Origin of the sequence: Staphylococcus sp. HMSC068C09 (assembly GCF_001813735.1) — a bacterium.
GTDB lineage: Bacteria > Bacillota > Bacilli > Staphylococcales > Staphylococcaceae > Staphylococcus > Staphylococcus hominis.
The window spans coordinates 148,789-160,113 of the sequence record NZ_KV813753.1 but is presented as its reverse complement, the minus strand read 5'-3'; the positions used below and the strand labels follow the sequence as shown (position 1 = coordinate 160,113).

Genomic DNA, 11,325 nt, shown 5'->3' with positions numbered 1-11,325 from the left:
TATTACTCATAGTAAGTAATAAGTGGGTTCTTTTAATTAATTTAAACATTTTATATTATTCTAATCGCTTAAGTTGATTAATTAATTTTTGACCTTTAAAGTACATGCCAGCATATTCTCTATACAGCATTATCATTAATTCTGACATTTCATCTAATAAAGCTTGGTTAATATTAAAATGATTCATTTTATCAATTGGCAACTTTTGTAAAATATCCAATAAATAAAATGTTTTATTGGATAGCTTTAAGGCATAAGGATCATTATTTAATACAGTTTCTGAGATGGTCCCATCATATTTAAAACTGTAAGCAATAAGCTTAGATTGATCAGTATCACCAGTAATTGCACAATAATCGAAAAATGCGCCAAAACCAAATTTATTCATACATTTCAATAATACGATAATCGACATTAATTGAGCAGAATTACCTTCTGAAATTTTATTGAGTACAAATTCTAATAACTTATAATGATATAAAGAAACTTCATTTGGTTCTAATGATCGATCTATTGCTTCGACGCATAAAGTCGCATAACTACTATCAAAAATATCTAATCGTAATTGATAATATTGGTTTATGACATCAATAGAACTGAGCGTTCCCATACCTTTCCATTTATTATAAATAAATAAGCCATACACAAAGAGTTGTGTATGAGCTTGCAAGCCGGTTTTAGATTTCTTAGCACGTCTTACCATAATAGGAATTTTAGCACCATGCTCGTTTAATATTGTAATAATTTTATCGGATTCACCATAATCTACTGATTTTATGATAATTCCTTTTTGTTTTTCTAACAATGCATCTCACCGGCTTTCCTATTAATTTAAACGTTAATCTTGATCTTCAACATATCCCATTTGACGAATAAAGTTTACTTTATTTCTCCAATCTTTCTGAACTTTTACCCATAATTCGAGGTAAACTTTTGATCCGAGAAGCATTTCAATATCACGTCGAGCTCTTTTACCGACTTCTTTAAGTTTTTTCCCACCCTTACCTATAACAATTCCTTTTTGAGAATCACGTTCAACAAAAATAGTTGCTTCAATTCTTACTCTTTCTTCACTTTCCTTAATCATTCTATCTACATTTACCCCTATTGCATGGGGGATTTCTTCACTTGTTAGATGTAAGATTTTTTCTCTAATAATTTCGCCTACTACAAATTGTTCTGGATGATCCGATATTTGATCATCAGGGTAATATTTTGGACCTTCAGGTAAATAATCTTTAAGTACATCGATAAAGTGATCCACATTCAATCCTTCAAGTGCCGAAATTGGCACAATTTCAGTAAAATCCATATAGGTTTTATATTTTTCAATCTTAGGCATAAGTGCATCTGGATGAACTAAATCAATTTTATTTAACACTAGAAATACTGGTGTTTTAACATTTTTTAGCATTTCCATTATATATTCGTCACCACGACCAATATCTTCATTTACATTTACCATAAACATAATAGCATCAATTTCTGATAGTGTATTTTTAGCTACACGCATCATATAATCTCCTAATTTATGCTTAGGTTTATGAATACCTGGTGTATCTAAGAAAATGATTTGAGCATCTTCTCTTGTCATTACTCCCTGAATTTTATTTCTTGTTGTTTGAGCTTTATCTGACATAATTGCAATTTTATGTCCAATGACTCTATTCATAAACGTGGATTTTCCCACATTCGGTCTCCCTATAATAGATACAAATCCTGATTTGTGTTCTGTCATTTATTCTAAATCCTTTCCCGAAAAGCCGTGAGGTAATAGTTCTGCTACAGTTGACTTAATCATCTCACCTTTATGATTTGTCATATACACAGGCATGTCGTCATCACAGAGTTCTTTTAATACTTGACGACATGTTCCACAAGGTGATGACGGATGTTCAGCGTCAACGGTAACTGTTATTGATTCAAAATCTCCTGGTCGATAGCCTTCTGAAATTGCAGCTACTAAACTAGATCGTTCTGCACAAATCGTTGCTGGATAAGCTGCATTTTCAACATTTGCTCCATAAAAATGGCGACCGTCTTTTGTTTTTAAATATGCACCTACTTTAAAATGACTATACGGTACATAAGCACGTTGTTGAGCTTTTCTAACTTCTTGAAAATAATGTGATTGATAACTCATTTTATTGTCCCCTTTAAAAAAAGATGTGAGGTATAAAAATCATTAAACCCATAATTAGTGCAAAGATTGAAACAACCATAACACTAAAGGCGGCAATATCTTTAGCTTGTTTAGCTAATTCGTGATAGTCAGAAGTAACTAAATCTACGACGCATTCTATAGCTGTATTCACAGCCTCAAGCGTAAGTACCAAAGTGATGCTTAACAAAATAAACAACCATTCTACAGTTGAAAGTCTTACGATAATTCCTAAAATGATAGCTATGAATGCGAATATTAAGTGTATTAGATAATTGTGATCTTTTTGAAGAAGTGTTTTTAAACCATCAAAAGTGTATTTAAATCGTTTTAAAAATTTAATCTCTAGTCAATCCATATGCGTTTAAAATTTCTTTTTGGCGTCCAAACATTTCTTTTTCATCTTCTTCATTCATATGATCATATCCTAATAAGTGTAAAAAACCATGTAAAGCTAAAAAACCAAGTTCTCTTTCAAATGAATGATTATAAGATTCAGCTTGTTCCTTAGCTACATCAGTACAAATAATAATATCTCCTAACACTCTAGGAATATCTAAACCAATAATATCTGGTTCATCTTCTTCAAGTGCAAAAGAAATAACATCAGTCACTCTATCTTTATCTCGATAATTTTTATTTATTTCTTGAATTTCATCTTTATCTACAAAAGTAACTGACAATTCAGCATCTTCATGAATGTTTTCTTTTTCTTTAGCAAAGTTAATTAAGTCTTCGATTTGATGATACCATTCATCTTTAACTAAGTTTGTATGATCATTGAAATCAATCGTAAACATTTAATTGTCTCCTTCATAACGTTCGATAATTTTACTTACTAATGGGTGTCGTACTACATCACTTTGATCTAGTTCCATTATATTTATTCCTTTAACACCACGAAGGTTCTTAATAGCTTCTTTTAATCCACTTTTAACACCTTTTGGTAAGTCAATTTGAGTTTGGTCTCCAGTTACAACCATTTTTGAACCAAATCCTAGACGAGTTAAAAACATTTTCATTTGTGCATGTGTTGTATTTTGAGCTTCATCTAAAATGACAAATGCATCATCTAGAGTTCTACCCCTCATATACGCTAAGGGAGCAATTTCAATTGTACCTCGTTCAATAAAACGTGCTGTTTGTTCTCTACCTAGGACAGTATTTAAACCATCATAAAGAGGTCTTAAATATGGATCAACTTTTTCTTTTAAGTCTCCTGGTAAGAAACCTAATGATTCACCAGCTTCTACAGCTGGTCTTGTTAAAACAATTCTTTTTACTGTTCCTTTTCTTAATTGTTTTGCAGCATAAACAACTGCAAGGAAAGTTTTACCTGTTCCAGCAGGACCTATACCAAACACTAAATCATTACGTTTCATAGCATTAATATAAAGACGTTGCCCCATTGTTTTTGCACGAATTGTTTTACCAAAGGCATCTTTAGTAATCTCTTCATCATATAAATCCAATAGATATTGAATAGTGTCATTTTTAGCCATCTTTATGGCAGCCTCAACATCTTTTAATGTAATTGAATGTCCTAACTCAATTACCTTTAATAAATTTTTAAGAACTAATTCTGCTTTTTCAACATGCTCTAATACTTGACCTTTTACTGCAATTTCTTGCCCACGAGCATGTATGATAACATCAAATGCTTCTTCAATCGATTTTAAATGTTCATCATTATTACCAATTAAAGCTTGAGAATGGTTGATGTTATCTATTTGAATTATTCCTGGCATAAAAGCGCTCCTTTTCACATAAAACATATTCATTAATAATTAATCTTTCATATAAATTTTACTAAACAATGATAAAGTATACAAATTTAAATGTTTTGAATGAATAATTAACCTAAGATAATATAACATAATAAAAAGTACCAAGAACAATATGTGTTTTAGGCGCATCTTAACATATTAGGAGCATAAATAAAGAGACTTCCACGTAGAAAGTCTCTTGTAAAGGTCAGAATGAAACAATAAATGTTGTCTTATTCTTTTATTTATAACCCTTATAATTTTTTAGGTTTATTTAGTATTTCTTGCCAAATAATCCCATCAACTATCGGGTCATTGTCAAATTGAAACGTTTGATGTGTCATATTTTTTTCAATAGATTTACTATTGAGTAATTGATTCAGTTTATAACGTTTCGTTTTTTCAGATAAGTACTTATCATTAATAATTTCTTTAGCTTTCTTTTCAATTAAAGAAAGTTGTTTTTCTTTTTCTTTGTCAATTTCAGATCTCACATTAAATAATTCTTTTGATAGCGAGTCTTCTAACTGTTTTTTAATATCTTTTTCACTTTGAGATCTCTCTCGTGAAGTTGAATCACTATCTTTAGAAGGCATTTTTTCGGTATGAGATTGTTTAGTTTCAAACCGTTTTAATTCTCCACGAGGATGTTCAGTCTTAACTTCTTTTTTAAGATTTTTATCACTGTGAACCGTTTCTTTTTTAGAAGATGGTTTTGGTGATGATGTTTTTTTATTTTGTTCTTCTTCATCAAATTCTGATGCCATCTCATTAAAAGCTTCTTCTATCTGTTCAAAAATACCTTTTTTTCTTGGTGTGTTTTGCGTAGGTCTTTGTGTATTTTTGTGTGGAGGCGTTTGATTTTTTCGTTGTTCATGACTTTTATCTCTCATTGCACTAATACCAGTAACAATCACAGAAATAACGAATATAAGAATTCCAATATTCATTTAATCACCCCTCTATTTAATTTGGTGATTCATCGTCATTTTGTTCGGTACGTTTATTAATAGCGTTTCTCATACCTGTATCTGCTTCTACATTTTTTAAATTATAGTAATCTTTTACTCCAATATTACCTTTACGTAAAGCTTCAGCCATCGCTAGTGGTACTTCTGATTCAGCTTCTACTACCTTAGCACGCATTTCTTGAACACGTGCTTTCATTTCTTGTTCAGAGGCAACAGCCATAGCACGTCGTTCCTCAGCTTTAGCTTGAGCAATATTTTTATCTGCGAGTGCTTGTTCCGTTTGTAAATCAGCGCCGATATTTTTACCGATATCTACATCTGCAATATCAATTGATAAAATTTCGAATGCTGTTCCTGAATCCAATCCTTTACTTAATACTGTTTTAGAAATATTATCAGGATTTTCTAGTACTTGTGTATGATGTTCACTAGAACCAATTGTGGAAACAATACCTTCACCAACTCGTGCAATAATTGTTTCTTCTCCAGAACCACCTACAAGTCTAGAAATATTAGCTCTTACTGTAATTCTAGCTTTAGCTTTAACTTCGATACCGTTCATCGCAACACCGGCAATAAAGGGAGTTTCGATTACTTTGGGATTAACAGACATTTGAACAGCTTCTAAGACATCGCGTCCTGCTAAGTCTATTGCGGCACCTCTTTCAAAAGGTAAATTGATATCTGCACGTTGAGCTGCTATGTTGGCATCCACTACTCTATCTACATTACCACCAGCTAGATAATGAGATTCCAATTGATTTGTTGTTAAATTTAGTCCTGCTTTATGAGCTTTAATAAGAGGACCTATCACTTTACGAGGAGATACTCTACGAAGTCGCATTCCTACAAGTGTAGCAATACTAACTTTTACACCTGCAGCAATAGCGGAAATCCATAATCCGACTGGTACAAATGAAAATAATAATAATAAAGCAACTATTATAATAATCGCAATAATTATAATTCCAATATTTAACATTGACTTTACTCCTTTTATATTTTTATTTCTCTTACAACTACTCTACTACCTTCTACCTCTAAAATTTTTACTTTTTTATTTCTCAAGATAAATGTACCGTCAGAAACAGCATCAATTCTTTTGTCATCTAAAGTTATGATTCCAGCAGGTCTTAAATCAGTAGTAGTATACGCAGTTTTTCCCACTAAGTAAGAACGATCATCATGAGATCTATAACCAGCTTCTGTACTCGTTGAATCATTCAATATCACTTTATCAAAAAATGGTATTTTACGATTAAACACTTTCACCAAAATCACCCATTCTATAATAGAAAGTATTAAAGCGACAATAACATTAAAGAGCATAACTAAAATATTATCTCCTAACATAATCATACTAACAATAATAAGCACTATTCCTATAATTCCAATTACTGCTCCAACAATGAATAGTTCTATTATTACTAAGATGATACCTATGAAAAACAATAAAATTGAAATCAAATTGACATCGCCATTAATTAAAAACCCTAGAAATAGAATAAGTAACGCTAGAGAAGCTAAAATACCTAAAATATTTATCCTTTTAGAATAAAGTTGATATAAAAAACCTAAAAAGATAATACATGTAAGAATTAATAAAACAATAGGATTAACAATGATATTTGACATATCACCCAACCATGAATGATTCAATGAAGCAAAAGTATTCTCGATATGTATCAAATTTATACTTATCATTATCTCACCTCGCTCTCAATTAAATTATACATGAAATAAATACTATATTATAGTATTACAATTGTATAAAAAAACTCTCAATTAGTTTAACTAATTGAGAGAATATATATATAATTAACATTCATGTTGAGGGAGTCAACAGAGCTATTAATTATTTGAATTTACGTTTACGTGCAGCTTCTGATTTTTTCTTACGTCTTACACTTGGTTTTTCGTAAAATTCACGTTTACGTACTTCTTGGATAGTACCACTTTTAGATACTGAACGTTTAAATCTACGTAATGCATCTTCTAGTGATTCGTTTTTACGTACTACTGTTTTAGACATCTGTATTTCCCTCCCTCCAAATATCAACGAAACTTAAAGTCAATAATTGCATAGAAATAATTAACTATGCTTTATTTAGTATAATATATGAAATAATTATGGTCAATTATAAATCTTTATAATTTCAAAAATTTATAATAATACGCCTTCTTCAGTTTTATTAGTAGCATGATTAACGATTCTAACTGCACTACCAATGTTAATTGGATAATCAGCTTTATTAATTTTAACTTTAACAATCTCACCGATTAAATCCTCACTACCCTCAAATTCAACTTTCATATAATTATCTGCGTAACCTACTAATGTATCTTTTGTTTCTCCTACTTCTTCTGGAATCACTTCTAAAACTTCATTTTCAAATTTTGATGCGTATTCTTTAGCAAGTTGGTCACTTAAAGCAATAAGTTTATGTACACGTTCATTTTTAATTGACTCATCAATTTGATCATCCATACGTGCAGCAGGTGTACCAATACGTTGTGAATACGGGAAAACATGTAACTCTGAGAATTTATGTTTAACTATAAAATCATATGTTTCTTGGAATTCTTCTGCAGTTTCTCCTGGGAAACCTACTATAACATCACTTGTAACCGCTAAATCAGGTAATGCATCATGTAACTTTGTTAGTCTTTCAGAAAAATGTTCCATAGTATATTTACGGCGCATACGTTTTAATACTGTATCTGAACCTGATTGTAATGGTACATGTAAATGTCTAACCACTTTATTAGAATTTTTTAGAACATCAATGACTTCATCAGTAAGTTGACTGGCTTCAATTGAAGAAATTCTAATTCTTTCTAAACCATCAATTTCCTCAAGATCTCTGAGTAATTGAGCTAAATTATAATTTTTTAAATCTTGACCGTATCCACCGGTATGAATACCAGTTAATACAATTTCTTTATATCCAGATTGAACTAACTGTGTTGCTTGTTCAACTACTTTTTCAGGATCTCTAGAGCGCATTAAACCACGTGCCCATGGAATAATACAAAACGTACAAAAGTTATTACAACCTTCTTGGATTTTTAGAGATGCACGAGTTCTATCCGTAAAATAAGGTACATCTAATTCTTCATATGTACGATTTTTCATAATATTTCCAACACCATTAATTGGTTGACGTTCTTCTCTAAATTGATCAATATAACTAAGTAATTTATGTCTGTCTTGAGTACCAACAACGACATCTACGCCTGGAATCTCCATAATTTCAGCAGAAGATGTTTGTGCATAACAACCTGTAACACATACTACTGCATCAGGATTACGACGTATTGCTCTTCTAATGACTTGTCTACTTTTTTTATCACCTGTATTAGTCACGGTGCAAGTATTAATGACATATACATCTGCATTAGTTTCAAAATCTACTCTTTCATAATTAGCATCTTTAAATAATTGCCATATTGCTTCAGTTTCATAATGGTTTACTTTACAACCTAAAGTATGAAACGCTACTGTTGCCATTTAATTCACCCCATCAATTCTTTCTCAAAACTTATAGCACTAAGTGCATATAGTGGCGCAGTTTCTGCTCTTAATATTCTAGGGCCTAAACCAATGTTTAAGCTTACCTCCCTAAAGAGATCAATTTCCTTATCGGAAAAACCACCTTCAGGTCCAAATATGATTAACACACGATCATTCGTTTGAAAGTTGTTTAAAATATTTTTAAATCGACTTTTTTCACCATGCTTGGCTTCGTCTTCATATGCTATTAACACATAGTCATAATTATTTATGGTATCATAAATTACTTTTAAATTCGACTGAAATTTAACATCTGGAATAACAAGTCTATAACTTTGTTCAGCAGCTTCTTTTACAATCTTTTGCCATCTATCTATTTTCTTTTGTACCTTGTTCTCTTGTAATTTAACTACAGATCGATCCATACCCACTGAAATAAAATGATTGGCACCCAATTCTGTACTTTTTTGAAGCAACCATTCATATTTATCAGCTTTTATTAAACCACTACAAATCGTTACATCAACTGGTAATTCAGTGTCAATATCTAATTGGTTTATTGGTAAAACTTCAATTTGATTAGAACTTATATGTGTAATTTCAGTAATAAATACTTTTTTATCATTAAAATTAATTATAATTTTGTTACCAATCGTATTTCTCATTACATTTTTGATATGATGTATATCTTCTTCATTGGTAATAAAAAAACGCTGATGAGAATCAGCGTTTTGATTGATAAAGTATCGTTGCAAATTATTCACTCACTTTCTGACCAACAATGCAAACCCATCCATTGTCATGATTGATTGATACAATATTAAATCCAACACGCTTCATATGTGACAGTATATCTTCATGTTTTTCTTCTATAATACCTGAAGTTATAAAATAACCATCTTCATTTAGTGTATTATAAGCATCTTCAATCATTTCATCAATAATATGAGCTAAAATATTTGCGATAACTACATCAAATTTTTCATTTTCTTCTTTTAATAAATTACCGGGAATTGCTTCAATAGCATTTTCGCAATGATTTTTTCTAAAATTCTCCTTAGCCACACCAACAGCCATTTCGTCTATATCTAAGGCTTTAATTCTTTTAACACCTAATAAGTGACTAGCGATACTTAATATACCAGAACCTGTACCTACATCAATAACTGAAGAATCTGGTGTTACATAAGTTTCAATCGCTTTTAGACACATACTTGTTGTTGGATGATCTCCAGTACCAAAAGCCATTCCGGGATCTAATTCTATACACAATTCATCTTCTGATTCTTTTGAATAATCTTCCCAACTTGGAACAATCGTAAATCTCTCAGAAGCTCTAAAAGGATGAAAATAGTTTTTCCATTCATTAGCCCAATCTACTTCAGCAATAGTCTTTGCTGAAAACTCAACTACTGAATCATCTATAAGGTCCAAATTTAATATTTCATTTTTTAATTTATTTTTAAATTGAGTGTTATATTTCAATTCGTTAAAGTATGCTTTTAATCTCACACCTTGTTCAGGATAATCTTCTTTTTTTAATTCGTAGATTTCACCAAATTTATCAGTAGGTTGATTAATTAAATCATTTGAATCTTCTATAACTACTCCATTTGAACCATAGTTTTCTAATATGTTAGTGACTAAAGGTTCAACTTCATGATTTACAGTGACTGCAAATTCTGTCCAGTTCATGATTATTCACCTCTAAAGAATTTACGAGCTTTGTCTTTAAAATTAGAAGGTTGTTCTTCCGGATTTTCACCACTGATTTCCGCAAATTCTCTCATTAATTCTTTTTGTCTATCAGTTAGTTTATTTGGTGTGACAACTTTTATATTAACAAATAAATCACCATGTCCATATCCATGAACATTTTTAACGCCTTTCTCTTTAAGACGGAATTGTTTACCAGTTTGAGTACCAGCAGGAATTGTAAGCATAACATTACTGTTTAGAGTTGGTACTTTGATTTCATCGCCAAGTGATGCTTGTGGGAAGCTAATGTTAAGTTCATAGAATAAATCATCGCCATCTCTTCTAAATTTATCAGAAGGTTTAACACGGAATACTACATAAAGATCACCATGAGGACCGCCATTTTCACCAGGTGCACCTTCACCAGCAAGACGGATTTGTTGTTCATTGTCTACACCTTCAGGTACAGTTACTTCTAATTTTACTGTTTTATTTTCAGTCCCTTTACCATGACAAGTTGGACATGGTTCTTCAAATTCTTGACCACTACCCTCACACTTAGGACAAGTTTGCTCAGTTCTTACGCGTCCTAAAATTGTATTTTGTTCAACAGATACATGTCCTGAACCATGACAATAGCTACATGTTTTTTTACTTGTGCCTGGTTTAGCACCATCACCATGACATGTATGACAGGTAACATCTTTTCGAATAGAAATTTCTTTTTTAGTACCAAAAACAGCTTCATCGAATTCTAAAGTCATAGTGTATTGTAAGTCGTCACCTTTTCTAGGTGCATTTGGATCTCTTTGACGTGAACCACCAAAGAATGAGCTAAATATATCTTCAAAGCCTCCACCGAAGCCACTGAAGTCTTGTCCACCAAATCCTTGACTACCAAATCCACCTTGGGCACCGCTATGTCCAAATTGATCATAATTTGCACGTTTATTGTCATCACTTAGAACTTCGTATGCTTCAGAAATTTCTTTAAACTTTTCATCGGCGCCTTCTTCTTTATTGATGTCCGGATGATATTTTTTTGATAATTTACGATATGCTTTTTTTATTTCATCTTTTGAAGCATCTTTACTTACGCCAAGAACTTCATAATAATCTCTTTTAGCCACAAGTATCTCTCCCTTTCTAAATTTTATAATTTAAACACATACTCAAGTATCTTAACTATAAAAGAAAAAGTCAAAGCCAATGTTC

14 protein-coding genes are annotated in these 11,325 nt (G+C 31.3%); all 14 read right to left on the bottom strand.

Annotation, left to right across the window (positions count from 1 at the left end; translation table 11 throughout):
- Nucleotides 1-55 precede the first annotated feature (55 nt).
- Nucleotides 56-805, bottom strand: coding sequence for a DNA repair protein RecO (gene recO / locus HMPREF2930_RS03205; protein WP_017176218.1), 750 nt, complete (start codon nt 803-805; stop codon nt 56-58).
- A 33-nt stretch (nt 806-838) separates the two neighbouring features.
- Nucleotides 839-1,738, bottom strand: coding sequence for a GTPase Era (era, locus tag HMPREF2930_RS03200; protein WP_002449851.1), 900 nt, complete (start codon nt 1,736-1,738; stop codon nt 839-841).
- Nucleotides 1,739-2,143, bottom strand: coding sequence for a cytidine deaminase (gene cdd, locus HMPREF2930_RS03195; RefSeq protein ID WP_002455278.1), 405 nt, complete (start codon nt 2,141-2,143; stop codon nt 1,739-1,741).
- Nucleotides 2,144-2,156: 13 nt separating this feature from the next.
- Nucleotides 2,157-2,504 carry a diacylglycerol kinase family protein gene (locus HMPREF2930_RS03190; protein WP_029376821.1) on the bottom strand — a complete coding sequence of 116 codons (348 nt, stop codon included), beginning with the start codon at nt 2,502-2,504 and terminating at the stop codon, nt 2,157-2,159.
- Nucleotides 2,500-2,961, bottom strand: a complete 462-nt coding sequence (ybeY, locus tag HMPREF2930_RS03185; RefSeq protein WP_017176216.1) for an rRNA maturation RNase YbeY — start codon at nt 2,959-2,961, stop codon at nt 2,500-2,502. Before ybeY ends, HMPREF2930_RS03190 begins: the two co-directional genes overlap by 5 nt.
- Nucleotides 2,962-3,909 carry a PhoH family protein gene (locus tag HMPREF2930_RS03180; protein WP_002449734.1) on the bottom strand — a complete coding sequence of 316 codons (948 nt, stop codon included), beginning with the start codon at nt 3,907-3,909 and terminating at the stop codon, nt 2,962-2,964.
- Between the two features lie 272 nt (nt 3,910-4,181).
- Entirely contained in the window at nt 4,182-4,877 is a 696-nt protein-coding gene (locus HMPREF2930_RS03175) for a hypothetical protein (protein WP_017176215.1), read from the bottom strand.
- Between the two features lie 16 nt (nt 4,878-4,893).
- Nucleotides 4,894-5,880, bottom strand: coding sequence for a flotillin-like protein FloA (gene floA, locus HMPREF2930_RS03170; protein WP_017176214.1), 987 nt, complete (start codon nt 5,878-5,880; stop codon nt 4,894-4,896).
- Nucleotides 5,881-5,894: 14 nt separating this feature from the next.
- On the bottom strand, nt 5,895-6,602 hold the full coding sequence (locus HMPREF2930_RS03165) for an NfeD family protein (protein WP_017176213.1): 708 nt from the start codon (nt 6,600-6,602) through the stop codon (nt 5,895-5,897).
- Between the two features lie 151 nt (nt 6,603-6,753).
- The gene (rpsU, locus tag HMPREF2930_RS03160) at nt 6,754-6,930 is read right to left on the bottom strand and encodes a 30S ribosomal protein S21 (RefSeq protein ID WP_002449867.1); all 177 of its coding nucleotides are present in this window, start codon (nt 6,928-6,930) and stop codon (nt 6,754-6,756) included.
- Nucleotides 6,931-7,062: 132 nt separating this feature from the next.
- Nucleotides 7,063-8,409, bottom strand: a complete 1,347-nt coding sequence (gene mtaB, locus HMPREF2930_RS03155; protein ID WP_017176212.1) for a tRNA (N(6)-L-threonylcarbamoyladenosine(37)-C(2))-methylthiotransferase MtaB — start codon at nt 8,407-8,409, stop codon at nt 7,063-7,065.
- Between the two features lie 5 nt (nt 8,410-8,414).
- Nucleotides 8,415-9,167 carry a 16S rRNA (uracil(1498)-N(3))-methyltransferase gene (locus tag HMPREF2930_RS03150; RefSeq protein WP_017176211.1) on the bottom strand — a complete coding sequence of 251 codons (753 nt, stop codon included), beginning with the start codon at nt 9,165-9,167 and terminating at the stop codon, nt 8,415-8,417.
- 1 nt (nt 9,168) lies between these two features.
- Entirely contained in the window at nt 9,169-10,107 is a 939-nt protein-coding gene (gene prmA / locus HMPREF2930_RS03145) for a 50S ribosomal protein L11 methyltransferase (RefSeq protein ID WP_017176210.1), read from the bottom strand.
- Between the two features lie 2 nt (nt 10,108-10,109).
- Nucleotides 10,110-11,240, bottom strand: a complete 1,131-nt coding sequence (gene dnaJ, locus HMPREF2930_RS03140) for a molecular chaperone DnaJ (RefSeq protein ID WP_017176209.1) — start codon at nt 11,238-11,240, stop codon at nt 10,110-10,112.
- Between the last annotated feature and the right edge of the window lie 85 nt (nt 11,241-11,325).

Bases quoted from the DNA above. Each gene is read 5' to 3' on its own strand.
- ybeY (WP_017176216.1), bottom strand. From the start codon at position 2,961: ATGTTTACGATTGATTTCAATGATCATACAAACTTAGTTAAAGATGAA.
- prmA (WP_017176210.1), bottom strand. From the start codon at position 10,107: ATGAACTGGACAGAATTTGCAGTCACTGTAAATCATGAAGTTGAACCT.
- mtaB (WP_017176212.1), bottom strand. From the start codon at position 8,409: ATGGCAACAGTAGCGTTTCATACTTTAGGTTGTAAAGTAAACCATTAT.
- cdd (WP_002455278.1), bottom strand. From the start codon at position 2,143: ATGAGTTATCAATCACATTATTTTCAAGAAGTTAGAAAAGCTCAACAA.
- era (WP_002449851.1), bottom strand. From the start codon at position 1,738: ATGACAGAACACAAATCAGGATTTGTATCTATTATAGGGAGACCGAAT.
- floA (WP_017176214.1), bottom strand. From the start codon at position 5,880: ATGTTAAATATTGGAATTATAATTATTGCGATTATTATAATAGTTGCT.
- HMPREF2930_RS03165 (WP_017176213.1), bottom strand. From the start codon at position 6,602: ATGATAAGTATAAATTTGATACATATCGAGAATACTTTTGCTTCATTG.
- HMPREF2930_RS03180 (WP_002449734.1), bottom strand. From the start codon at position 3,909: ATGCCAGGAATAATTCAAATAGATAACATCAACCATTCTCAAGCTTTA.
- rpsU (WP_002449867.1), bottom strand. From the start codon at position 6,930: ATGTCTAAAACAGTAGTACGTAAAAACGAATCACTAGAAGATGCATTA.
- HMPREF2930_RS03175 (WP_017176215.1), bottom strand. From the start codon at position 4,877: ATGAATATTGGAATTCTTATATTCGTTATTTCTGTGATTGTTACTGGT.